Source organism: Streptomyces sp. NPDC094034, assembly GCF_040303865.1.
Lineage (GTDB): Bacteria > Actinomycetota > Actinomycetes > Streptomycetales > Streptomycetaceae > Streptomyces.
In genome coordinates this window covers 1-24,167 of sequence record NZ_JBEOUD010000014.1, presented here as the reverse complement: position 1 = coordinate 24,167, position 24,167 = coordinate 1, and the positions used below count along the sequence as shown (strand labels likewise).

15 protein-coding genes are annotated in these 24,167 nt (G+C 71.7%); 11 read left to right on the top strand and 4 right to left on the bottom strand.

Translation table 11 applies throughout. The features are described from left to right. Positions 1-217 precede the first annotated feature (217 nt). The 6 genes from ABTZ59_RS15070 (at position 218) to ABTZ59_RS15045 (ending at position 13,428) form a co-directional block, all read left to right on the top strand. The gene (locus tag ABTZ59_RS15070; RefSeq protein ID WP_351396357.1) at positions 218-2,143 is read left to right on the top strand and encodes a serine/threonine-protein kinase; all 1,926 of its coding nucleotides are present in this window, start codon (positions 218-220) and stop codon (positions 2,141-2,143) included. Between the two features lie 339 nt (positions 2,144-2,482). Then, a complete protein-coding gene (locus ABTZ59_RS15065) occupies positions 2,483-5,863 on the top strand; it encodes a serine/threonine kinase C-terminal domain-containing protein (RefSeq protein WP_351396354.1) in 3,381 nt (1,126 codons plus the stop codon). A 130-nt stretch (positions 5,864-5,993) separates the two neighbouring features. Beyond that, positions 5,994-7,862, top strand: a complete 1,869-nt coding sequence (locus tag ABTZ59_RS15060) for a serine/threonine-protein kinase (protein ID WP_503002852.1) — start codon at positions 5,994-5,996, stop codon at positions 7,860-7,862. Positions 7,863-7,904: 42 nt separating this feature from the next. Continuing rightward, complete coding sequence (locus tag ABTZ59_RS15055; protein WP_351396351.1) at positions 7,905-9,683, top strand: serine/threonine-protein kinase; 1,779 nt, start codon at positions 7,905-7,907, stop codon at positions 9,681-9,683. Between the two features lie 120 nt (positions 9,684-9,803). After that, positions 9,804-11,441 carry a succinic semialdehyde dehydrogenase gene (locus ABTZ59_RS15050; RefSeq protein WP_351396348.1) on the top strand — a complete coding sequence of 546 codons (1,638 nt, stop codon included), beginning with the start codon at positions 9,804-9,806 and terminating at the stop codon, positions 11,439-11,441. A gap of 79 nt (positions 11,442-11,520) precedes the next feature. Beyond that, the gene (locus ABTZ59_RS15045) at positions 11,521-13,428 is read left to right on the top strand and encodes a GMC oxidoreductase (RefSeq protein WP_503002849.1); all 1,908 of its coding nucleotides are present in this window, start codon (positions 11,521-11,523) and stop codon (positions 13,426-13,428) included. 175 nt (positions 13,429-13,603) lie between these two features. Here the strand turns inward: ABTZ59_RS15045 and ABTZ59_RS15040 are convergent, their stop codons facing one another. Together ABTZ59_RS15040 and ABTZ59_RS15035 are read right to left on the bottom strand one after the other, a co-directional pair. Next, the gene (locus ABTZ59_RS15040; RefSeq protein ID WP_351396346.1) at positions 13,604-14,677 is read right to left on the bottom strand and encodes a hypothetical protein; all 1,074 of its coding nucleotides are present in this window, start codon (positions 14,675-14,677) and stop codon (positions 13,604-13,606) included. A 534-nt stretch (positions 14,678-15,211) separates the two neighbouring features. Then, complete coding sequence (locus ABTZ59_RS15035; RefSeq protein ID WP_351396709.1) at positions 15,212-15,529, bottom strand: chorismate mutase; 318 nt, start codon at positions 15,527-15,529, stop codon at positions 15,212-15,214. Positions 15,530-15,841: 312 nt separating this feature from the next. Here ABTZ59_RS15035 and guaA point away from each other — a divergent pair, with 312 nt between their 5' ends. The 3 genes from guaA (at position 15,842) to ABTZ59_RS15020 (ending at position 19,636) form a co-directional block, all read left to right on the top strand. Continuing rightward, positions 15,842-17,428, top strand: a complete 1,587-nt coding sequence (gene guaA, locus ABTZ59_RS15030) for a glutamine-hydrolyzing GMP synthase (protein WP_351396343.1) — start codon at positions 15,842-15,844, stop codon at positions 17,426-17,428. Positions 17,429-17,594: 166 nt separating this feature from the next. Further along, positions 17,595-18,860, top strand: a complete 1,266-nt coding sequence (locus ABTZ59_RS15025) for a hypothetical protein (RefSeq protein ID WP_351396706.1) — start codon at positions 17,595-17,597, stop codon at positions 18,858-18,860. Positions 18,861-19,117: 257 nt separating this feature from the next. Then, positions 19,118-19,636 carry a DoxX family protein gene (locus tag ABTZ59_RS15020; protein ID WP_351396340.1) on the top strand — a complete coding sequence of 173 codons (519 nt, stop codon included), beginning with the start codon at positions 19,118-19,120 and terminating at the stop codon, positions 19,634-19,636. Between the two features lie 156 nt (positions 19,637-19,792). Here ABTZ59_RS15020 and ABTZ59_RS15015 read toward each other — a convergent pair whose 3' ends face one another. Further along, positions 19,793-21,124 carry a PspC domain-containing protein gene (locus tag ABTZ59_RS15015; RefSeq protein ID WP_351396337.1) on the bottom strand — a complete coding sequence of 444 codons (1,332 nt, stop codon included), beginning with the start codon at positions 21,122-21,124 and terminating at the stop codon, positions 19,793-19,795. Positions 21,125-21,327: 203 nt separating this feature from the next. Between ABTZ59_RS15015 and ABTZ59_RS15010 the strand changes: the two genes are divergently transcribed. Together ABTZ59_RS15010 and ABTZ59_RS15005 are read left to right on the top strand one after the other, a co-directional pair. Then, positions 21,328-22,623 (top strand): PspC domain-containing protein, encoded by a 1,296-nt coding sequence (locus ABTZ59_RS15010; RefSeq protein WP_351396334.1) that lies wholly within the window; start codon positions 21,328-21,330, stop codon positions 22,621-22,623. A gap of 91 nt (positions 22,624-22,714) precedes the next feature. Continuing rightward, positions 22,715-23,437 (top strand): LuxR C-terminal-related transcriptional regulator, encoded by a 723-nt coding sequence (locus ABTZ59_RS15005; RefSeq protein WP_351396332.1) that lies wholly within the window; start codon positions 22,715-22,717, stop codon positions 23,435-23,437. A 63-nt stretch (positions 23,438-23,500) separates the two neighbouring features. On the opposite strand, the gene ABTZ59_RS15000 is transcribed toward ABTZ59_RS15005, so the two are convergent. Next, positions 23,501-23,878 (bottom strand): hypothetical protein, encoded by a 378-nt coding sequence (locus ABTZ59_RS15000; protein WP_249948276.1) that lies wholly within the window; start codon positions 23,876-23,878, stop codon positions 23,501-23,503. Positions 23,879-24,167: the final 289 nt, after the last annotated feature.

The window sequence follows — 24,167 nt, the reverse complement described above, 5'->3', positions numbered from 1 at the left end:
CACACCGAACAGAGTGATGACCGGCGGGGTGGTCACCGGGGCCAGGGGGGAGTGGCATGGTGGGGTCCCGTCGTGCGGCGTCATCCTCGTGGACGCCGGACCCGGGAGCGGTGACGGTCTCGGAGTGAGGGACAATGAAGCCCCTGCCAGGGCGCGTTACGGCATCGCGCGGGCGGGTGGAGTCGCGGGCCAGGATCAGGGATCGCAGAGGGGACGCATGTCGCAGTCGGAGCAGTCGCGGGACACGGCGCAGGAGCCCCAGCAGGACGCGAGGAAGAGCGCCGACGGCACTCCGGAAGGGCGCCTGCTCGCGGGCAGGTACCGGCTCGGCGCGGTGCTGGGACGCGGTGGCATGGGCACGGTCTGGCGGGCGCTCGACGAGACGCTCGGCCGTACGGTCGCGGTGAAGGAACTCCGCTTTCCCTCCAGCATCGACGAGGACGAGAAGCGCCGGCTGATCACGCGCACACTGCGGGAGGCCAAGGCGATCGCGCGGATCCGTAACAACGGCGCGGTGACGGTCTATGACGTCGTGGACGAGGACGACCGGCCCTGGATCGTCATGGAGCTGGTCGAGGGCAAGTCGCTCGCCGAAGCCGTCCGGGAGGACGGGCTGCTGACGCCCAGGCGGGCCGCCGAGGTCGGGCTCGCCATCCTCGATGTGCTGCGCTCCGCGCACCGCGAGGGCATCCTGCACCGCGATGTGAAGCCGTCCAATGTGCTGATCGCCGAGGACGGACGCGTGGTCCTCACCGACTTCGGTATCGCCCAGGTCGAGGGCGACCCGTCGGTCACCTCGACCGGCATGCTCGTCGGCGCCCCCTCGTACATCTCGCCGGAGCGTGCCCGCGGCCACAAGCCCGGACCCGCGGCCGACCTGTGGTCGCTCGGCGGTCTGCTGTACGCGTCGGTGGAGGGCTACCCGCCGTACGACAAGGGCTCCGCCATCGCCACGCTCACCGCCGTGATGACCGAGCCGCTGGACCCGCCCAAGAACGCGGGGCCGCTCGAAGAGGTCATCTACGGACTGCTCGCCAAGGACCCCGAGCAGCGGCTCGACGACGCGGGCGCGCGAGCGCTCCTTCAGGACATCGTCGACGCCCCCGAGCAGCCCCTGCGCGCCGCGGAACCGGCGGCGGACGCCACCCGCGTCGTGCCGCTGCCGCCGGTGCCCGGCGAGGCCCCGGCCGCGCGGTCGGCGTCGGGTTCCGCCGGGGACGCGGACCGGGTGCGCGGCGCGCTGTCCTCCGTACGGAACGCGGCGGCCGGCAGGCCCGAGAGCCGGGGGGCCCCGGAGCCCGCTGTTCCGCAGCGGCCCGCGCCGCCGCGCGCGTCGCTCACGGATGTAGTGCCCCGGCGCACGCTGGTGATCATCGCGGTCGTCGCGGCGCTCGCGCTCATCTCCACCGTCCTGATCGTCGCGCTGAACGGGAACTCCGACGACTCGTCAGGGAGCAACCAGGGCAAGGACTCCTCGACCGCCTCGGCCGGTGCGACCGCAGGTGAGGACGCGGCGGGCGACGGCACGGGGCAGAGCCCGGCGCCGGACGCGAGTGCGGCGGGCGACGGCAAGGGCGACACCGCCGCCACGAACGGGCAGGGGTCCGGCGATTCCGGTTCCGGTTCCGATCCGTCGGGCGATTCGGGCGGTGACAAGAAAGGCGGCGGAAAGAAGGGCGGCGCGCTGCCCGAGGGCTACGCCAAGGTCTCCGACGACCGGTTCCACTTCACGATGGCGATGCCCGAGGGGTTCCACAGAACCGGCATAGCCGGAGCCAACTCCGGCGGCATTTACAGCGAGGACGGCGAATTCCCCAGGGTCCAGGTCGACTTCAACGACAGCCCGACCGATGACGCGGTGGCCGCCTGGCGAGGGCTCCAGTCGGCGGTCAGGGGCAGCAGCGACAACTACAAGCTGCGCGGCATCAAGAAGGTCGACTACAACGGCTACCAGACCGTCGCCGACTGGGAGTTCGAGCGCGATCAGAACGGTGAGCGGATCAGGGTCCTCAACCGGGGCTTCAAGATCGACGCCAAGCGCGGCTATTCGATCATGGTCAGCTGTGAGGCGAGCGAGTGGAGCGACTCGGAGTGCGAGACGCTGCGCGAGACGGCGTTCGAGACGTTTGAGCCGACGGCCTGAGCGGTGGCGTGAGCGATCGTTCGAATCGGCTGCCTGAATCCGCTGCCTGAATCCGCTGCCTGGATCGGCTGTCTGGAATCGGCTGTCTGAATCGGCCGCCTGAAAAGCCGACGAGCAAGTAGGCGGAGCGATGAGTTCCGGGCGCTGTGGTGGGTAGTTCGGCCTACGAGAACCGAACGTTACGCAGCGGGTTGCCGCGACCCGGCGGCATGTTGGCCCGCGGCCACGTATCGTGAGAGCTCGCGAACCGTACGCATCCACAATGAGCCGGTAAACGACCGGAATTGGCGGTTTCGCGGGTCTCCGGGACCGGGAGACGGCGTGTGGTGGGGAGGCGTTGTGGACGACTACGCGGGACGGGTGCTCGCCGACCGCTATCGCCTTCCGTTGCCACCCTCCGATGAGTACGACCTTGTCGAGACCCGCGCCTTCGATACGTACAGCGGGCAGGAAGTCCTCGTCAGGCAGGTGCCGTTGCCGGAGGTCGTGGACGCGGAGGTGGTGGACGCGGACGGCGTCGCGGCACCGCGCCGGACCTCGGGGCGCTCGGCACGCAGGCACACGGATCCGGCGGTGAGGCGGGCCATCGAGGCCGCGCAGAGCGCCGCCCAGATCCCCGACCATCCCCGGCTCGACCAGGTCTTCGACGTGTTCGCGGAGGCCGGTTCGTTGTGGATAGTGAGTGAACTGGTCGCGGCCAGACCGCTTGCCGCGCTGCTGGCCGAGCGACCGCTGAACCCCTTCCGGGCCGCCGAGATCGCCTCCGATGTGCTGACCGCGGTGCGGGTGGTGCACGCGCACGGCTGGACGCACCGGAACATCACCGTCCGTACGGTGCTCGTCTGTGACGACGGACGCGTGGTGCTGACCGGGCTCGCCGCGGGCGCGGCGGAAGAGGCGCTGTGCGGGTACGCGCCGGTGCCCGAGCCGCCGGACCGGTTCGAGGAGCCGGACCACCAGGGACAGCGGGAGCCCCACGGACTCCACGAGTCACCCGGATTCCATGAGTCACCCGGACTCCATGAGCCCCACGCGCCGCACGAGGAGCTGGGGGCGCGGGGACAACAGGGCTCCTACGAACAGCTCGGACCGCCGGGACAGTACGCGCCGACGGAAGGGCCCTCCGGTTCACCGACGGCCTCCCTGCCGTACGACCCCGGGCCGACGGCCGGGGTGCCCGGCGCGCCGGGCCGCGCCGCGCTGGGGACGGGCCGGGGCGGGGACAGCCCCTACGACGACGGCACCTCGTCCGGTACGTCCGGTGCGATGCCGCGTCCGCATCACGGCACCCCCGGCATCCCGGCGCCGTACGGCGGTCAGCCGGCGCTGCCGGGCGGGAGCGCTTCCGGCGATATCCGCGCCGCGCGCGCCGGAGCCATCGCCGCGTACCGCGCGGGGGCGCGCGCCGCCGCGCGCGCCACTGAGGACCAGGGCTCCGGCACGAGCGGTACGGGCAGTACGAGCAGTGCGGGCGTCCCGGCTGTTCCGGGAGCCTCGGGCGGTACGGGGGGTACTGGTCTCCCGGCGGGTACGGGCGGCACGGGCGTCACGGGCGGCACGGGCGGTACGACCACCGGTTCGGGTGCGCAGGAGCCTCCCCGGAGCGGCCCCGGCACGGACGGTGGTCCGCAGCAGGGTGCGAGCCTCGACCCGGACTGGTGGGCGCGGCCCCGCACTTTCGCGGACACGGACGCCGACGCCGACTCCGACATCGACGAGGACGACGACCCGCCCACCCCCTACCGAGCCCGGCTGGCCGGTGTCTGGCGCGACGGCCCGGCTCCCTGGAACGACGCGTCGGGCTCCGTACCGGCCGGCGGCAGCGGCAGCCCGTACGGCCCCGACTCGGCCGGCCCCTTCGGGGGCGGCTCCGGCGCGAGCGGCGACGGAACGAACGCCGGTGGTACGAACGCCGGTGGTACGTCCGCCGGTGGTACGTCCGGCATTCCCGCGTTGCCGCCCGGCGACTCCGGCTCCCGTACCGGTTCTGGTGCCGGTTCCGGTGCCGTCGTGGCCCGCGGCGGCGACACCCCCTACTCCGGACCCGGCAGTGACAGCGGACGAGGAAGCGGCACCTGGCAGTCCGGTGGAGCGCGCGACGCGTTCCGCGCCGACTCGCAGCGGCAGTCCGCCCAGCTGCCCGCGGTCACCGGTCAGGGCGCGGGCGCCGGGCGCTGGGACGAGATAGTCGCGAGCGGCTCCCTGCCCGTGTACCGCGGCCCCGCCACCCCGCTCGCCGCCGAGCGCGCCCGGCAGGCCCGTATCGCGGTCGTCGGTGCCGTCACCGAACGCTGGGCGCCCGAGCAGGCCGGTCCCGTCCACGAGAACTGGCAGCTGGCACCGCCCATCGGGCCCGCCACCGACCTGTGGGCCCTCGGCGCGCTGCTGTACCGCGCGGTGCAGGGCCATGCCCCGTACCCCGAAGAGAGCGCCATCGAGCTGGTGCAGCTCGTCTGCGCCGAACCGCCCGCCTTCGCCGAGGAGTGCGGACCGCTGCGCCCCGTCGTGGAATCGCTGCTGCGTCAGGACCCCACCGAGCGCCCGGACTTCGAGGAGCTGCGCGGCTGGCTGCGCTCGCTCGTACGGTCCGCGCCCGAGCCGGAGGCCGGTCTCGATGTCGTACCGGTGCCCGCGGACGAGACCCGGCTGCCGATCGTGCGCCGTCGGGGCGAGCTGGTGCGCCGACGCCGCGGCCGCGGCCGGGACCTGGGCGGACGCCACCGTCACAAGAAGGGCAAGGAGCGCAAGGAGAAGGGCGGCCGGGGGGCCGGTCTCGACGAGCGGCGGCACTACGAGCAGGAGCACGGGCACGCGCTCGGGGCCGACGCGCTCCAGGACGGTACGGAACGGGAGATCACGGAACGGCTGGACAGCCTGCTGGACGGGCCCGAGCGGACGGCCGGGCCCGACAGGACGGACCGATCGGACCGGTCGGAATGGTCGGGCAGGTCGGAAAGGTCCGGCCGGTTCGACAGCTCGGACAGGTTCGAGAGTGCCGACAGGTTCGACAGGGCCGAGCGGGGCCCGGGTCGCGGCCCTCGTTCCCTCGGCCGGAATCTGCTCATCCTGATCCTGTTGCTGCTCGTGGCGGCCATCGTCTACGCCGTGATGTTCCTGCCCAAGGCGGATACGGTCCAGCAGGGCCAGAGCGTCGGCGAGGCGGGTCCCAGCTCGTCCGCCGCCCCGGCATCACCGGCTCCGGACAATGCGGGTTCGCCCCCGCCCAATGCCTCCGCGCCCCAGACGTCGGGTTCCGACGCCGATCTCGCCGACGGCTATGTCCTGCGTACGGACTCCGAGGGCTTCCGGATCGGCGTCGACAAGAGCTGGCAGCGACGCCCCATCAACGACAGCGGGCAAGTCCGCTATGTCGGGGGCGACTTCACCCTGATCGTCGTTCCCGGCCGGGACAGCGTGGCGGAGAACGGCGACGACCCGATCGCCTACCAGCGCGACACGGAGCGGGAGCTTCAGCCGTTCCGTGACTCGTCCTGGTCCAGCGCCTCGGGCGTACGCCGGGTCGATGTGGGCCGGCAGGCCATGGCGGAGGGGCAGTACACCTGGACGGACAGCAGCGGGCGCGCGGTGTTCGTACGGAATCTCGCGATGATCGTCGACGACCGGTACCACGTCATCCAGGTCATCGGACCGGACGGGCAGCGGGACAAGGTCGACGAGATCTACCAGCAGGCGACCGGCGCCTATCGGATCACCCGCTGAGGCAAGAGTCCCAACTTGTGCCCCGTACAACGCCCGTTACGCATCACAGTGCGGTTTCCGTGACCCACCCGAGGTTCCGTGTCCGTATGCCCCCTCCGTAATCTGTGATCCCAAGGATCGGGGCTGGGACGTGGAGCACATACAGAGCACGGGGACGAGCGCGGGCTCGGGCTCGGACAGGGACGCGAGCGGCGCGGGGCCGCTGCTCGCCGGGCGTTACCGACTTGCCGAGTGCATCGGCCGCGGCGGCATGGGCAAGGTGTGGCGGGCACATGACGAAGTGCTGCACCGGGTCGTCGCCATCAAGGAGTTGACCGCGGGGCGGTATGTCTCCGAGGCCGACCGGGCCGTACTGCACCAGCGGACCCAGAAGGAGGCACGGGCCGCCGCCCGGATCAGCCACCCGGGTGTCGTCACGGTCCACGATGTGCTGGAGCACGACGGCCGGCCGTGGATCGTCATGCAGTACGTCGACGGCCCCTCGCTCGCCGACGCCGCGAAGGAGTCCGGCCCGGTCGGCTATCGCGAGGCGGCCGGAATCGGTCTCGCGGTCCTCGACGCGTTGCGCGCGGCGCACGCGGCCGGGGTGCTGCACCGCGATGTGAAGCCGGGCAATGTCCTGCTCGCGCGCGACGGCCGGGTGCTGCTGACCGACTTCGGGATCGCGGCGATAGAGGGCGACTCGACCATCACCAGGACCGGTGAACTCGTCGGCTCCATCGACTATCTGGCGCCCGAGCGGGTACGGGGCGGCGATCCCGGCCCCGCCTCCGACCTCTGGTCGCTCGGCGTGACGCTCTACACGGCGGTGCAGGGGGTCTCGCCGTTCCGCCGGAGTTCACCGCTGACCACCATGCAGGCCGTGGTGACGGACGAGCCGGACCACCCCGGCCAGGCGGGCCCGCTCGCGCCCGTCATCGCCGCGCTGCTGCGCAAGGACCCGGACGGACGCCCCGACGCGCAGCGGACCGAGCGCATGCTGCGCGATGTGTCGGAGGGCCTGACGGCCGCCGGGCAGGACGAGCACGCGACGACGCGTCATCTGTCCCACGGAGAGCGGCAGTCGGCCACCTCGCACCTGCCGCCCGTCGGGCCGTCCTTCGCGCCCGCCGAGTCCGGCCCCGTACACGGCGCCACCGGACACGGCGCCACCGGCCCGGCGCACGTGGCCACCGGCCCCGCGCACATCGCCACCGGCCCGGCGTATGTCGCCACCGGCCCGGCTTCGGGCTCCTCCCCGACCCTGCCCGCGGCGTCGGCCGCGCCCTCGGGCCCCGCCCGCCGGGGCCGTTGGCGTACGACGCTGGTGGCCGTGGTCGTCGCGGCGGTCCTCGGCGGCGGCATCGGCTTCGCCGCGCTGAAGCTCGCCGATGACGGTGCTCCCGCCGACAACGCGGGCGGCCGGTCCGCGAACGACCCCACGGCGGGGGACGGTACGACGGACGACGCCACGACGGACGGTGGCCAGGCCGACGGCGCGGCGGGCGATACGGCCGGCGATGCGGCGGGCAAGGGAGACACCGGCAGCGAGACCGTGCCCGAGGGCTGGACCCGTGTCGAGGCCGAGGAGGGCTTCAGTCTCAACGTCCCCGAGGGCTGGGAACGGCAGACGAACGGCGACCAGATCGACTACACCCCGGACAACGGCCGTCACCTCATACGGATCAGCGTCGGCTCGCCGGACTTCGACACTCCGTACGCGCACATGCTGAGCATGGAGAAGACCGTCCAGAAGTTCCCGGACTACCTCAGGCTCGAACTGGCCCCCAACGCCTACCGCGACAAGGCGAAGGCCGCTCTCTGGGAGTTCACCTGGACCGAGAAGACCGGGCAGCCGGGCAAGCGGCACGCGATCGACCAGATCTACTTCTCCGACGACAGCGCCACGGAGTACGCGATCTACATGGCCGGTCCCGAGGAGGACTGGGAGACGACGCGCAAGCAGTTCGACGCCGTACTGCGCAGCTGGCAGGCGCCACCGAGCGATACCGGCCAGTGAAACGCCGCGCGATCGCGGCCGAACTTCGTGAGGATGACGTACATGAGCGACGACGGGGGACGGGTGAACGAGCCCACGAGCTATGAACTGAGGCCGCCGGACGTGCCGCCGGATGTGCCGCAGGTGCCGCTGCGGGCGCAGCCACCGGCCGCCGAGCCGGGAGGACAGGCCGGATACCTGCCCACGCAGGACACACGGCAGCCGCAGCACCCGCGGCAGCCGCAGCACCCGCGGCAGCCGCAGCAGCCACCGGCGGCCGCACAGGCTTCCCCGGCCCTCGCGCCGGCCGCCGCCCACCCGGCCGATCCGGCTGCCAGGCGCCTGCTCGGTGGCCGCTACCGGCTGGTCTCCCGGCTCGGACACGGCGGGATGGGCACGGTCTGGCTGGCACACGACGAGGTCGTGGACCGCGAGGTGGCGATCAAGGAGCCGCGGGTCCCGGACAACGTGGCCGAGCGCGACCGGGACCGCGTGTACGTGCGGATGCGGCGCGAGGCGCGCGCCGCCGCCAAGATCGAGCACCCCGCCGTCGTCACCATGCACGATGTGGTGATCGAGGACGCCAAACCGTGGATCGTGATGGAGCTGGTGCGCGGTCGTTCGCTCGCCGACCGGCTCCAGGAGGGCACGCTCGACCCGCGCGAGGCGGCCAGGATCGGACTCGCCGTACTGGACGCGCTCACGGCGGCCCACGAGAAGGGCGTACTGCACCGTGACGTCAAGCCGGACAATGTGCTCCTCGGCCGTGGCGACCGGGTCGTCCTCAGCGACTTCGGGATCGCCCAGGTCGAGGGCGAGCAGGGGCTGACCGAGACCGGCGCGTTCGTCGGCTCGCCCGAGTTCATCGCGCCCGAGCGGGTGCTCGGCAGGCAGCCGGGGCCGGAGTCGGACCTGTGGTCGCTCGGTGTGGTGCTGTACGCGGCGGTCGAGGGCATGTCGCCGTACCGCCGCTCCAATGTCCCCGCCACGCTCCAGGCGGTGCTGTCGGCGGAGCCGCAGATGCCCGCGCGCGGCGCGGGGGCGTTCGGCACGCTCGTGATGGGGCTGCTGCGCAAGGACCCGGCGGCGCGGCCGGACGCGGCGGAGATCCGGGCGGTCCTGGAGTCGGTGGCGCGCCCGCCGGCCGCTGCCCGGCCGTACGCGGGGACCGGCCCCGAGCCGGCTTCCACGGGCCTCGGCGGCTGGGTCCCGCCGGTGCTCCGGCGGAGCCGTCCGGCGCGGTACGGGCTGGGCGCGGGGGTGCTGGCCGTGGCCGTCGCCCTCGTACTGATCCTCGCCAACCCCTTCGGTGGCGGCGAGCTCCCGGAGGGCTGGGGGGTCCGTCCGGAGAACGAGATTCTCCGCGCGAAGGTCGGGGTCCCCGGCGACTACCGGCGCGAGCAGACGACCGATGACACCGGCGTCACGTACTACGACCCCAGCGGTGTCTTCGGCATCTTCATCGAGCGGAACCAGAAGCTGCCGGACAACGATCTGCTGGAGCCGAAGGCGGACGTCTGGAAGAGGCATTACGAGCTCGGGGGTAAGAACGGCACGGAGATCAAGGACGCCGAGGTCACCACCAAGGATGTCGAGCACCAGGGCAAGCCGGGCTTCGAGACGGTCGTCGACTTCACCGACTACAGCGATTCGGACGACTTTCCGGTCCGCTACCGCTGGCACGAACTCGTCGTCCCCGGCGAGGACAACACCTATCTGCGGCTGAGGGTGGCCATGCCCGCGAAGGGCGCGGCCGTGCGGGACGGCGAGGAACTGTTCTCGGACGTCGTCGATCATCTCGTCGTCGAGGAGTCGGGGGCTGCGTCGGCCGGGGCCTCCTGACCTCGCCGTAGCCGCTGATCAGGGGATATCTGCCAGCGATCACTGGCGCGATATGGGCGCTCGGGGAAAAGGTGTTACCGCCGGGTATCCAAAGGTTCGGATGCGGCATACGCTCGGCCCATGACGGACTCGCAGGCACCCACCGCCCCCTCCGCCGCCCCTCCCGGCTCCCTCGGCACCAACCCGGTGGCCACCGCCCCGGCCGGAGCGCGCACCGCGGCCGATGTGGTCACCCCCGAGGTGGTCGCCCGGCTCATACGTGGTGTCGTCGGCTCCGGCCGCACCGAAAACCACGCGCCCTTCACCGGGGAGCGGCTGGCGGTCCTGCCCGAGTCCACGCCCGAGGACGTGGTGACGGCCTTCGAGCGCGCCCGCGCGGCCCAGCCTCTCTGGGCGGCGCTGCCCATCAGACAGCGGGCCGCGGTGCTGCTCCGCTTCCACGATCTGCTGCTGGAACGCCAGGCCGAGGTGCTCGATCTGATCCAGCTGGAGACCGGCAAGGCCAGGCTGCACGCGCACGAAGAGGTCCAGGGGCTGGCCGTCGAAGCCCGGCACTACGGCCGGGCGGCGGCGTCGTATCTGCGGCCGAAGCGCCACACCGGCGTCGTACCGACCCTGACGAAGGTCACCGAGCTGCGTCAGCCGCGCGGTGTCATCGGCCAGATCGTGCCCTGGAACTACCCCTTGGAGCTGTCCGCGGGCGACGCGCTGCCCGCGTTCGTGGCGGGCAACGCCGTCGTGATGAAGCCCGACACCGAGACCGCGCTCACCGCGCTGTGGGCCCGTGATCTGCTGATCGAGGCCGGGCTGCCGCCCGAGGTCTTCCTGGTGGTCCTCGGCGAGGGCCCGGTCACCGGCCCGGAAGTCGTCAGGCACGCCGACTACGTCTCCTTCACCGGCTCGACCCGTACCGGCCGCGAGGTCGCCAGGGGAGCCGCCGACCGGCTCGTCGGCGTCTCGCTCGAACTCGGCGGCAAGAACGCCATGCTGGTCCTCGCGGACGCCGACGTGGAGAAGGCGGCGGCGGGCGCGGTGCGCGCCTGCTTCTCCTCCGCCGGTCAGCTCTGCATCTCCATCGAGCGGCTGTATGTCCATGACTCGGTCGCCGAGGTGTTCCTCCAGCGGTTCGCCGCCCGTACGAAGGCCATGCGGCTCGGCAACTCCCTCGCGTACGGCGCCGACATGGGCTCCCTGGTGGGCGAGCGCCAGCTGGAGACGGTCACCCGCCACGTGGAGGAGGCCGTCGCCAAGGGCGCCACGGTCATCGCCGGCGGGGTCGCGCGTCCCGACATCGGGCCGCTCTTCTACGAGCCGACCATCCTGGACGGGGTCGACGCGCCGATGGCGGTGTGCGCGGAGGAGACGTTCGGCCCGGTCGTCTCCGTCTACCGGTTCAGCGACGAGGACGAGGTGATCGGCCTCGCCAACGCCACGTCGTACGGGCTCAACGCGAGCGTATGGACGAAGGACTCCCGGCGCGGCCATGCGATCGCGGCCCGGCTGCGTACCGGCACGGTCAACATCAACGAGGGATACGCGCCGGCGTACGGCAGCGTGCGGTCGCCGATGGGCGGCATGAAGGATTCCGGTCTCGGCCGGCGGCACGGCGCCGAGGGGATCCTCAAGTTCACCGAGGCCCAGACGGTCGCGCAGCAGCGGATCCTGCCCATGGCGCCGTCCTTCGGGATGGACGACGAGAGGCACGCGGCCCTCATGAGCCACAGTCTGCGGATCATGAAGGCACTGCGGCTTCGGTAGTGCGTGACGCGGTGGTTCGTGACGCGGTGGTTCGTGACGCGGTGGTTCGGCACACGGTCGTTCTCAACGAGGAGAGCCAGTGGCACAGGACAGCCAGGCCCGGAAGCAGAACGAGAACCACGACGCAGCACACCCGGACACGGTCCGCGACGGATCCGACGACGCGCTGTACGACTACGACGTGCACGACGACGCCGTGTACGACGACGCGGTGTACGACTACGACGTGATCGTCGTCGGCTCCGGTTTCGGCGGCTCGGTCTCCGCGTTGCGGCTGACCGAGAAGGGATACCGCGTCGGTGTCCTGGAGGCGGGCCGCCGCTTCACCCGCGCCACCCTCCCCAAGAACTCCTGGGACCTCAAGAACTACCTGTGGGCCCCCGCACTCGGGCTGTACGGCATCCAGCGCGTCCATCTCCTCGGCAATGTGATGGTGCTCGCGGGCGCCGGGGTCGGCGGCGGCTCCCTCAACTACGCCAACACCCTGTACGTACCGCCCGCCGCGTTCTTCGACGATCCGCAGTGGGCCGCCATCACCGACTGGCAGCAGGAGCTGAAGCCGTACTACGACCAGGCGCGCCGCATGCTCGGCGTACGGCTCAACCCGGCCATGACCCCTTCGGACGTCCATCTGAAGGCGGCGGCCGAGGCGATGGGCGTGGGCGAGAGCTTCCATCTCGCGCCGGTCGGGGTCTTCTTCGGGGACGGCCGGGACGCCGACGGTACGGCGAGGACCCGGCCCGGGTCGGCCGTGGACGACCCGTACTTCGGCGGGGCCGGACCCTCGCGGAACGCCTGCCGGCAGTGCGGTGAGTGCATGACGGGCTGCCGGCACGGCGCCAAGAACACCCTCAACGAGAACTATCTGTATCTGGCCGAGCGCGCCGGGGCGGTCGTCCACCCGATGACCTCGGTGGTCGCGGTGACGGAGGACGGGGAGGGCGGCTTCCGCGTCACGACGGTACCGACCCGGGTGCGCGGCACGGGCCGCCAGAAGGGCCGGGCGCGCGTCCTGCGCGCCCGCCGGGTCGTGATCGCGGCCGGTACGTACGGCACCCAGACCCTGCTGCACACCATGCGGGACCGCGGACTGCTGCCGCGCCTCTCGGCCCGGCTCGGCGAGCTGACCCGTAGCAACTCCGAGGCCCTGGTGGGCGCGGCGACCGACAACCGGCGCTACCGCGCGCGGCACGGCGAGTCGAAGGCCGACTTCACGCGGGGCGTCGCCATCACGTCCTCGATCCACCCGAGCGACACCACCCATATCGAGCCGGTGCGTTACGGCAAGGGCTCCAACGCCATGGGCCTGCTGACGCTCCTTCAGGTGCCGTACAGCGAGCGGCGGGTGCGGAGCTGGCTCGGGAACGCGGCCAGGCACCCCCTGCTGCTGCTCCGCTCGCTCTCCACCCGCCGCTGGTCGGAGCGGACCATCATCGGCCTCGTCATGCAGTCGCTGGACAACTCCCTGACGACCTACCGGAAACCGGGCGGTGTGGGCAAAGGACTGCTCACCGCGCGCCAGGGACACGGCGCACCCAACCCGAAGCAGATACCCGAGGCGACCCGGGCCGCGACGCTGATCGCGGAGGAGATCAACGGCTTCGCGGGCAGCAATGTGGGCGAACTGATGGGTACGCCGCTGACCGCGCACTTCCTGGGCGGCTGTGTCATCGGAGCCTCGGCGGAGGAGGGCGTGATCGACCCGTACCACCGGCTGTACGGACACCCCGGCATCTCGGTGGTCGACGGCTCCGCGGTCTCGGCGAACCTGGGGGTGAACCCGTCCCTGACCATCACGGCCCAGGCAGAACGCGCGATGTCGTTCTGGCCGAACAAGGGCGAGCCCGACCCCCGCCCCGGGCAAGGGGCCGCGTACGTCAGACCGGATCCGGTCGCACCGGTGTCCCCGGCGGTGCCGGAGGAGGCGTTCGGGGCGCTGCGGCTGCCGTTCGTGGCGCTGCCCAAGATCCCGCCGAAGCGGGTGTGACGGCGGGCCGCGGGGGCGGAGTGCGCCGGGGTGGGGCGGGGTGCAGCGAGGCGCTGCACCCCCCTCCGAGTGCAGCGCCTCACTGAGTCTCTGTGTGATGTGGCGTCGTGCCTGCGTGGCCGCGTGCCTGCGCGCCTGCGTGCCTGTGTGGCCGCGCGCCCGCGTGTCCGCGCGTTTACGCGGCCGCGTCGCTCCTGCGGCGCTTCATCGCGAACATCACTCCGGCGCCCGCCACGATGGCGATGCCACCGGCCATGCCGATGACGGGGACCACTGAGGAGGAGCCGGTCTCGGCGAGGTGGCCCTGCGGCTTGATCTCGGTGTTGCCCGCCGGCTTGGCGGGGAGGGGCTTCTTCCCGCCCTCCTGGGGCTTGGCCTCGTTCGGCTTGCCCGGGTCCGTACCTGCCGCGACGATCTCGAACTCGTAGAAGGACTCGTCGTCCGAGGAGACGCAGTTGCCCTCGTCGTCGGCGTAGACACCGACGCTGAAGGCGTAACCGAGCCCGGCCGGGGCGGATGCGGCCACGCTCAGACGCAGGTCGACGGAGAACGACTCCTTCGCCTTGAGGTCCGTGTAACCGAGATAGCCGGAGCCCTCGTCGTCCTCGTCCAGGGAGATGGGGGTCCAGACGCCGGACTCGGGGTCCTTGTACTGGAGCGTGAGATGACCGGTGTTCAGGTCCCAGGACTTCTCGTCGATCTGGAACGCGAAGACGCCGAGGTCGACGCGCTCGTAGTCGTGCTCGCCCTTGTTCGAGACATTGAGCTTGAAGGAATGGAAACCGCTGCCCGCGACAACGCGCTCCGGCAGTCCGGAGAGGCTCGTTCGCAGCTGGTCGTCGAAGATGCCCTCGTCGGTCTCGACGCACTCGACCGGGCCCTCGCCCGTCTCGTCGCCCGTCTCGCCACCCGGCTTGGTCGTCAGGTCGGACGACGCGGGCGTCGGCTTGGCGGGCTTCGTACCCTCCGCCTCGAAGGCGTCCGTTCCGGGCGCGGGGGCCTCTTCGTCGGACCGCGCACCTTCCTCGCCCGCCTCGGGGGCCCCGGGGGTCTCACTGGTGGCGGGCGGGGGCACGCTCGCCCCGGTGGTCTCCGCCCCGGTGGGCTCGGGGGCCTCAGGTGCCTCGCTCGTGACGGGCGGCGGGGTGCTGTCACCGTCGGTCGCGAAAGCGGCCGGGGCGGAGAAGAAGGCGGCGGGGGCTATGACAGCGGTCGCGGCGGCGACGGCCATGGCACGGCGGAGTTTCATGAAGACCTCAGCGAAGTACGGCACACCGCCGGGGGCGGTGCGAGTCGTGGGGCCCTCCCAGACGTGGGGTTCACGGGTGAGGCCGTTGATTTCGCAAGCAAGACCTGTGACGTGCGGGAATGGTTGCCGCGTCCTTCACGGAATCTTTAAGTGGCCTGTGTCACAGAGATCTCACAGGAAGGGCGGTCGGTTCCGGGCGTCCCCGGAGCCGACCGCCCATGGGTGACCGGGCTGCTGTCCCCTGCCGACCGGTCACGGACGCCGGGGCGAGGTCCCACGACGCACCTGCGGTCCGTCGCACGCCCCGGCGGAGCCACGCGTGGCTTTCCTCAACTTTCCTGCACGCTCGCCGCCCCTGGCTGGGCACGGACGCACGGTCCAACGAAGGCTCGCGGGACCCGGTCACGCGCCGTACGGGTGAGAGCGGCACCCGAACTCAGATGCGGCAGGACCCGGGACGCGGCCGGATCCGAACACGGCCCCGGCGCGGCTCGGACGCGCTCCCGGCTGGGCTCGGACGCGGCTCCGGCCGGCTCAGACGCGGCCCCGGCTCAGCTCAAGCAGGGTCATCGCCAGCGCCGTACCCGGTTTGCCGAGGGCATCCCGGTAGCGGCCGAGGATCTCCATCTCGCGGGAGAGATTGACGCGACGGCCGCCGGAGGAGATCCGGGCGTCCTGGATGACGGCCGAGACCGCCATCCGTTCCTGGACGAGACCGATGATCCGGTCGTCCAGCGCGTCGACGCGTTCGCGCGCGTCCGCGATCAGCGTGGCGGCCTCTTCGGTACGGGCGCCGGCGTTCTCCGTGACAGTCATGCGGGGTTCCTTCTCGGGGAGTGGTCGGGACGTCAGATGTCCCGGTGGCCACAGGGCCCCGAACGCGACAGACGCCCCGGGCCTTGTCGGCCCGGGGCGCCTGGGAGGTCGCTTGTCAGCTCAAGCAGCACGACCATGGCAGCCGGACGGGCCGGTGCCATAGGTAAAGACGAAGGTCAGCTGCGTGTGCATGGGGACAGTATGGACCGCGCGCACCCAGGCGCGGCAACGCGGGTTCGGATGGTGAGACGAGAAGGCGTCCCGGGCCGGTACGCGCCCGCCGTTAGAATTGGCAGCACGACATCCCACGTTCGTTCATCGTTCCATCACCGCCGGAAGGCCGCCCCCGTGCCAGCAGCACCCCCCGCCGCCGCTCCCGACGTCGTACTCGTCGTCGACTTCGGCGCGCAGTACGCCCAGCTCATCGCCCGCCGCGTGCGCGAGGCACGGGTCTACAGCGAGATCGTCCCGTCCTCGATGCCGGTGGCCGAGATGCTGGCCAAGAACCCCCGGGCGATCATCCTCTCCGGCGGCCCGTCCTCCGTGTACGCCGAGAACGCCCCGAGCGTGGACCGCGCGCTCTTCGAGGCGGGCGTCCCCGTCTTCGGCATGTGCTACGGCTTCCAGCTGATGGCGACCTCGCTCGGCGGCACCGTCGACAACACGGGCGCGCGTGAGTACGGCCGTACGGAGCTGCGGGTCTCCAAGACCGGCTCCACCCTCTTCGAGGGCACGCCGGCCGAGCAGTCCGTCTGGATGTCGCACGGCGACGCCTGCTCCGCCGCGCCCGCCGGGTTCACCGTCACGGCGTCCACCGATGTCGTACCCGTCGCCGCGTTCGAGAACGACGAGAAGCGGTTGTACGGGGTGCAGCACCACCCCGAGGTCATGCACTCCACCTACGGCCAGCAGGTCCTGGAGCACTTCCTCTACCGGGGCGCCGGTATCGTGCCGACCTGGACCACCGCCAATGTGGTGGACGAGCAGGTCGCCCTCATCCGTGAGCAGGTCGGCACCAAGCGCGCCATCTGCGGGCTGTCGGGCGGGGTGGACTCGGCCGTGGCCGCCGCCCTCGTGCAGAAGGCCATCGGTTCCCAGCTGACCTGTGTGTATGTCGACCATGGGCTGATGCGCAAGGGCGAGACCGAGCAGGTCGAGAAGGACTTCGTCGCCGCCACCGGCGTACAGCTCAGGGTCGTCGACGCCGAGGAGCGCTTCCTCAGCGCGCTGGCCGGGGTCTCCGACCCCGAGCAGAAGCGGAAGATCATCGGCCGTGAGTTCATCCGGGTCTTCGAGCAGGCGCAGGCCGAGATCGTCGCCGAGGCGGGCGCGGACGGCGAGGATGTCGCGTTCCTCGTGCAGGGCACGCTGTACCCGGACGTGGTCGAGTCGGGCGGCGGCACCGGCACCGCCAACATCAAGTCGCACCACAATGTCGGCGGGCTCCCCGACGACATCGAGTTCGAGCTCGTCGAGCCGCTGCGCAAGCTGTTCAAGGACGAGGTCAGGATGGTCGGCCAGGAGCTGGGGCTGCCGGACGAGATCGTCCAGCGCCAGCCCTTCCCGGGCCCCGGCCTCGGTATCCGGATCGTCGGCGAGGTCACGCGCGAGCGGCTCGATCTGCTGCGCGAGGCCGACGCGATCGCCCGCGAGGAGCTGACCGCGGCCGGGCTCGACCGGGACATCTGGCAGTGCCCGGTGGTCCTCCTCGCGGATGTGCGGTCGGTGGGTGTGCAGGGCGACGGGCGTACGTACGGCCATCCGATCGTGCTCAGGCCCGTCTCGTCCGAGGACGCGATGACCGCCGACTGGACGCGGATGCCGTACGAGGTGCTGGCGCGGATCTCCACGCGGATCACCAACGAGGTCGCCGAGGTCAACCGCGTGGTCCTCGATGTGACGAGCAAGCCGCCGGGCACCATCGAGTGGGAGTGACGGGCCGGGCGCCCACGGCGTCGACACCGTAACGCTCGTCAACACCGTAACGCTGTTGTCACCCGCCCGGACCGCCCCTACGGCGCGCGGGTTGCCCTCTGTGCGGCAGAATTCCCTTGCGTTGCAAGGAAGTTCGGTGGACGGGGCGGGGAAGGCGGCGTTCGGCGTGGCGGTGCAAGAGGCGAGGCAGGGCGCGCACGGCGGAGGCTGCACGTGCGGGGACTGCCCGCACGGAGCGCGGGAGGGGCACCGACGGGCGGTGGCCGCGTTCCTGGTGAAGCGGGACGAACTGGCCGCGGGACAGGGACTGCCCGCCGCGGTGGCGCACTCGGCGGGGGCCTCCCGGCAGTGGGTCTCCGACGAACTCACCCAGTCCGCCAACGCGGTGGCCGACCGCAGCCGTGAGGCGGGCGACGCCTGGCTGCACGCCGTCTGGCGGCACACGCTGCTGACGGTGTGGGGCGGGGTCGCGCTGCTCGCGCTGGTCCAGTCCGTGACCGCGATAGGGGCCGGCTGGACGCTCGCGCGTACGGCCGGACTGCTCGCCGCCCTGGTCGTCGCCGGCCTGCTGACCGCCGCCGCCCGGCTGCACCGTCGTCGCGGCGGCCTGCTCGCGCCGCTGATCGGCGAGGACAACCGGCTGTCGACCTCGCGGACCGTCGCCTCCGCCTGGGTCCTGCTCGCCGTCTTCTCCGTGCTCGTCCTCGCGCTCCAACTGGCCGGCGCCTCGGGCCCCGAGCGGCGCGACGAGCTGATCGCCGGCCTCGAACTGGCCCGGGGCGTGGGCCTGGTGACGGTACTGGCCGTGGTGTGCGCCATCGCCGTGGTCGTACGCCGCGTGGTGGCCGTGCGCGTACTGGGCCAGCGGCTCCAGAAGGTACGGGCCGTGCGGCCGCGGCTTGCCGATCTGCTCTGCGACGACGCGGGGCGCGGCAGCTTCACGGATGTGCAGTACACGCTGGTGAGCGCCGTCGCCGTGGTCTTCTCGGCGGTCCGGCTGGCCCGACGCCCCGAGCAACTGCCGGATCTGCCCTGGGCGCTGGCGCTGCTGGTCGCGGTCTCCGCCGCCACCTACTTCGCGGGGAAGTACGCGGAGGGCGGCCGTCCCGTCGTCCTGTCGGTGGTACGGGCCAGGGAGGCGGGCGATCTGGACGCCCCGATCCGTACCGGCGACGACATCGAGATCCGCGGGGCCGGTTTCGTACCGCCGGGCGCGGGCACCCCGGACCGGCTGGCCCGGATGGTCGTCAGGATCGGCGCGGTCCATGTCCATGTCCCGCTGGTGCCGGTCCCCGGCGGCTTCGCGAATCCGTCGGACACCTCGCTGACCGTGCCCGTACCGGTGGATGTGGAGCCGGGACCCGTCGAGGTGCAGGTGGTGACGGCGGCGGGAATCGAGACCAACCGTGTGATCGTCGAGGTCATGGACTAAGCCGTGCTGGAGTAGGCCGTGTTGGAGTAGGCCGTGTTGGACTCGGCCGTGTTGGACTCGGCCGTGTCCGTCCGGGTCAGGTAGTGAACGTATCCGGTCGCATGCGGTTCAAGGTCTGTTGAAGACTGTCCGATTCCGCCAGGCTGTTGGCCGGTTCACTGAGTGCCGGACGTGTCCTGCTGCGTATGCAAGGACAAGGCACGCGGGGACAGTCGCCCTCGCGGCAACGGCGCGGGACACGGAGAGGCGGACCGGCGATGACGCACAGCTACCGGACGGACACCTATGGGCAGCTCGGCGGCGAGCGGACGGGCCGACGCGAGAACGCCTCGCGCTACGCGCTTCTGCCGCTGCGGATCTTCCTCGGCGTCACCTTCATCTACGCGGGGATCGACAAACTCACCCAGAGCGGATTCTTCTCGGCGACCGGCGCGGGGTCCGTCGGCGAGATGATGCGGGCCGTCCGGGACAGCTCGGCCGTCCCGGCACTGGTGGATCTGGCGCTCAAGAGCCCCTCGGGGTTCGGCTACGCCATCGCCATCGGCGAACTCGCCGTGGGACTGGGCACCCTGTTCGGCGTGCTCGGCCGACTCGCCGCGTTCGGCGGAGCGCTGATCTCGCTGAGCCTGTGGCTGACGGTCAGCTGGCAGAGCACGCCGTACTACTACGGCAACGACCTCGCCTACCTCATGGCCTGGCTTCCGCTGGTGCTCGCCGGTGCTCCGGTGTTCTCGCTGGACGCCGTCCTGGCCGACCGGCGACGGCGTATGCGGTAGTGCGTCCAGGCCACCAGGGCCGCCACACAGAGACCGTCCCAGACCACGATGAGCGCCATGTACCACGGTGTGTGCCAGGCGCCGGCCGCGTCTCCCGCGTACGTGACGGCCGCGCCCAGCACCGCCAGCCCCGCCACCAGCCGGCCGGGCCTGAACTCATGACGCAGCACGGGTCACCTCCACCTGGCCGAGGCCGACTTCGAGCCGCAGCTCCAGCGTGCCCGCCGGAGCGGACCCGGCGTCCGGCGACAGCGTGCGCTCACGCGACTGGTCCGGGGAGATGTCCACATCGTTCGGCGGCTCGCTGGGGAGCCGGATGTCCCCGAGGCCGACCGTGGCACGCACCTTCACGGTCACTCCTTCCGGTACGACGACCTTGAGCTGCCCGGCGCCCACCTCGGCGGACGTACGGACCGACTGGCCCTCGGGGACGGCGAGGCCGGTCAGATCGAGGGTGCCGACGCCGGAGCCCAGTCTGTACCGGGGTTCCACGGACGCGACCGAAGCCGGGGTCCACTGCTTTCGGCCCCAGTCCGTGGTGATGTCCTTGGGCACCGCCGCGCTCGCCGCGAGCAGCCCGGCCGTGACCACCGCCAGAAAGATCGTGCCCAGGCCGGTCCGGCCCAGGAAGCTGCTGACGACCAGCCCGAGACCGAAGACCGCGAGCGCGGCGGCCAGCCCGATTTGCAAGCTCGTGCCGAACGGATGGCTGTCCCAGGTCAGGCCCGTGCCGAGCCCGCCCGCCACCAGGGCGAGCATGAGTACGCTGCCGCCGATCCCGCTCGGGCCCCGGGGGCATGGCACCCGTTTCAGCAGCGGGGTCGCGCCATCGCGCCACCCCGTACGCTCCTCGGCGGCATCCCGCGGACCCCAGAGATAGGGAGCGCCGGCGGAGCGGCCCGTGGTGCCGTCCTTGACGATCGGGTCACGCCACCACGACGAGGTGCCGCCGGGTGTCGGCGGTGCCATGGTCTCGGGGGGCGCCTCCGGCGCGGTGTGGGCGTGCGCGGAGGCGGCGGTCGCGCCGTCGGAGGCGATCTGGCGACGGCGCTGCGACCAGACGGCCGAGCCGGCGACCGCGACCGACAGCATCACGGCGAAGGAGAGCGTGCCGTTGTTGCCCAGCGTCGACAGCAGCAGTCCGCAGCCGACCAGCGCGCTCAGCACCGCGATCAGTGACGAGCCGTCGACCCGGCCCGCCAGCAGCCTGCGCAGCTCGTTCTCGTCCTCGCCCTCCAACGGGACGAGGAGCCAGGCGAAGCCGTAGAAGATCAGCCCGATGCCGCCCGTCACCGTGAGCACCCCGATCACGATCCGGAAGATCACCGGGTCGATGTCGCAGTACCGGCCCAGGCCGCCGCACACCCCGGCGACCATCTTCTGCCGGGGGCTGCGCCGCAGGTCCTTGGAGAAGGGACGGGACGACGCGGGGCCGGGGGCCGATGCCGGGGGCGGCGCGGCGGGTGGCACGGGGGGCGGCTGGGTCATACATCCATGGTGACGGCGCGGGGGCGCGGGCTCCAGCGGCCCCGACCCCGGTCTGTCCCTGATATTGGCCCAGGACAGGACCTAGGGCTGTGAGGTTGGGGACACCACCCCAGGTGTCCCCGAGGTGTCCCCCAGGTATCAGGGTCGCCTCAGGGGCCCGACCCTGATGTCCCCGCACACCGCGCCATGTGACCATCGATGACATGCCAGCCGCCCCGCCACGCGCCGCGACCTCAGCCCCCCGCGCCCCGGTGCCCGAGGAACAGGCCCCGCGCAAGCTCTACCGCAGCGCGGACGGCCGGATGCTGGGCGGTGTCGCGCGCGGGCTGGCGGGGCATCTCGGGCTGCCGGTCGTCTGGGTACGGCTGGTCTTTCTCGGCCTCTTCTTCGGCCAGGGCCTCGGTGCGCTGGTCTACGCGGTCTTCTGGATCGTCGTACCGCTCGGGGTCGGCGGTACGACGAGCGAACCGCGCACCCTCTTCGAGATCAGCCCGGACGGCCGGCGGCGGCTCCGCAAACCCGACAAGGGCCAGATCTTCGCGCTCATCGCGCTGCTGATCGGCGCGTCCGTCTTCGTCGGCAACGTCAATCTGGGCCGCGGCCAGGCCGACCGCTACATCTGGCCCACCCTGCTGATCGGCGCGGGAGTCGTCCTGGTCTGGCGGCAGGCGGACAACGCCCGCCGCGCCCGCTGGACCGAGATCGGCAGACGCCGTCGGATCTTCCAGCTCGCCCGCGGCCTCGCGGGCGTCGCTCTGGTCGGCCTCGGCCTGGCCGTCTTCATGGTGGTGCGCGGCGCGACGGCCCAGTTCGGCAGCATTCTGACGGGGGCGATCGCGGTCGTCGCCGGAGTCGCCCTGCTCGCCGGGCCCTGGCTCGTACGGATGACGCAGGACCTTTCCGAGGAACGGCTGATGCGCATACGCGCACAGGAACGGGCCGAGGTCGCCGCGCATGTCCATGACTCCGTGCTGCACACCCTCACGCTCATCCAGCGCAACGCCGACGACGGGGGCGAGGTCCGCAGGCTCGCCCGCGCCCAGGAACGGGAGCTGCGCGCCTGGCTCTACAAACCCGAGGGCACGGGCAAGGACGAGGAGGACGAACCCACCACCCTCGCCGAGGCGGTGAAGCGCACGGCGGCGGAGGTGGAGGACCACCACGGGGTCCCGATCGAGGTCGTGGTCGTGGGCGACTGCCCGCTCGACGAGAAGCTGGCCGCACAGATGCAGGCCGCGCGCGAGGCGATGGTCAACGCCGCCAAGTACGGTGGCGAGGGCGGCGCCGTACAGGTCTTCGCGGAGGTGGAGGGCCGTACGGTCTTCCTCTCCGTACGGGACCGCGGCCCCGGCTTCGACCCCGACGCGGTGCCCGCCGACCGGATGGGCGTACGGGAATCGATCATCGGCCGGATGCAGCGCAACGGCGGTACGGCCCGGCTGCGGTCGGTGCCCGGCAACGGTACGGAGGTCGAGCTGGAGATGGAACGGGCAGACTGAGAACGGGCGCGTACGAACGTACGACGGGTACGGGTCCGTGCGTGGCAGGACCGTGCGGGCCGACGAACGACTAGGGCGAGGGGCAGAGACCATGAGCGAGGGCGCACAGGCCGGGGCCACCGGTGCGGAGAGCGGCGGCGCGGCGGGGGACGGCCGGCGCGTACGGGTCGTGCTCGTCGACGACCACCGGATGTTCCGTACCGGAGTGCAGGCCGAGATCGGCCGTACGGAGGAGACGGGCGTCGAGGTCGTCGGCGAGGCGGCCGATGTCGACCAGGCGGTCACCGTCATCACGGCGACCCGGCCCGAGGTCGTGCTCCTCGATGTCCACCTCCCGGGCGGCGGCGGGGTGGAGGTGCTGCGCCGCTGCGCGCCGATGATGGGGGCGGGCGAGAATCCGGTGCGCTTCCTGGCGCTGTCGGTCTCGGACGCCGCGGAGGACGTGATCGGGGTGATCAGGGGCGGCGCCCGCGGCTATGTCACCAAGACGATCACCGGCACGGACCTGGTCGACTCGATCTTCCGGGTGCAGGAGGGCGACGCGGTCTTCTCGCCCCGGCTGGCCGGCTTCGTCCTGGACGCCTTCGCCTCGACGGACGCGCCGCCGGTGGACGAGGACCTGGACCGGCTGACCCAGCGCGAGCGCGAGGTGCTGCGGCTCATCGCGCGCGGGTACGCGTACAAGGAGATCGCCAAGCAGCTCTTCATCTCCGTGAAGACCGTGGAATCCCATGTCTCGGCGGTGCTGAGGAAGCTCCAGCTCTCCAACCGGCACGAACTGACGCGCTGGGCGACGGCGCGCCGGCTGGTCTGAGTCTTCCGCATTCATGGACTTCCGGATGTGGACTGCCAGATTCCGCGACTCCCCGGGGCTGCTCTACGAGCAGTGCCACTCGGTGACGTACGTCCGGTCCCGGTGCTCCATCACACCGCGGATGCACTCGCCCGCGGCGGTGTCGAGCCTGCCGGTCTGCTCGGCCCGGCCGTGCCAGGTCTGCTGGGTGCCGAGCCAGCCGGGGAACGCGGTGATCCGGTCGTCCTTGCGCTGGTAGCCGAGGCGCACGGCGACACTGGGGTGGCCCGGGTACTGGACATAGCGCACGGTGAACGGTCCTGCGCCGCCCACCGGGCCCTCGATACAGAGCCGGCCGCCGGAGAGATCGCCGCACCCTCGGGGGGTGAGGCCGACGGGCGCCAGAACGAGAACGGCGCCCACGGCGAGAACCGTTCCTCTGACGGCGGTGGCACGTCTCACGGCTCCCCCTTCAGGGCAGACGGGATACTGCTGCCATAGTGACCCGGGAAGGGCGAACCGGCATTCCGGCGTGGGCCGTTCGGCTAAGGGGGGTCCGTGCGAACTTTCCGGGGCCGGTCCGGCCGCCGTTTCCAGGCCGTCGGACCGGCTGTGTCCGGTCCGGCCCGTGTCTCCAGGTCGTCCGACCCGCGGGCCTAGATGAGTAAGTCCGAAGTTTTCGGGTGCATGAAGCGAGGGTCTCGTTAGTCCGTTTGTGACGACAGACCTCGAAACCCTCGCGATTGCACTG

Excerpts from the sequence above, each read along its gene's own strand:
- ABTZ59_RS15070 (WP_351396357.1), top strand. The coding sequence starts at position 218 with ATGTCGCAGTCGGAGCAGTCGCGGGACACGGCGCAGGAGCCCCAGCAG.
- ABTZ59_RS15040 (WP_351396346.1), bottom strand. The coding sequence starts at position 14,677 with ATGAAACTCCGCCGTGCCATGGCCGTCGCCGCCGCGACCGCTGTCATA.
- ABTZ59_RS15020 (WP_351396340.1), top strand. The coding sequence starts at position 19,118 with ATGACGCACAGCTACCGGACGGACACCTATGGGCAGCTCGGCGGCGAG.
- ABTZ59_RS15015 (WP_351396337.1), bottom strand. The coding sequence starts at position 21,124 with ATGACCCAGCCGCCCCCCGTGCCACCCGCCGCGCCGCCCCCGGCATCG.
- ABTZ59_RS15010 (WP_351396334.1), top strand. The coding sequence starts at position 21,328 with ATGCCAGCCGCCCCGCCACGCGCCGCGACCTCAGCCCCCCGCGCCCCG.
- ABTZ59_RS15055 (WP_351396351.1), top strand. The coding sequence starts at position 7,905 with ATGAGCGACGACGGGGGACGGGTGAACGAGCCCACGAGCTATGAACTG.
- ABTZ59_RS15005 (WP_351396332.1), top strand. The coding sequence starts at position 22,715 with ATGAGCGAGGGCGCACAGGCCGGGGCCACCGGTGCGGAGAGCGGCGGC.
- ABTZ59_RS15050 (WP_351396348.1), top strand. The coding sequence starts at position 9,804 with ATGACGGACTCGCAGGCACCCACCGCCCCCTCCGCCGCCCCTCCCGGC.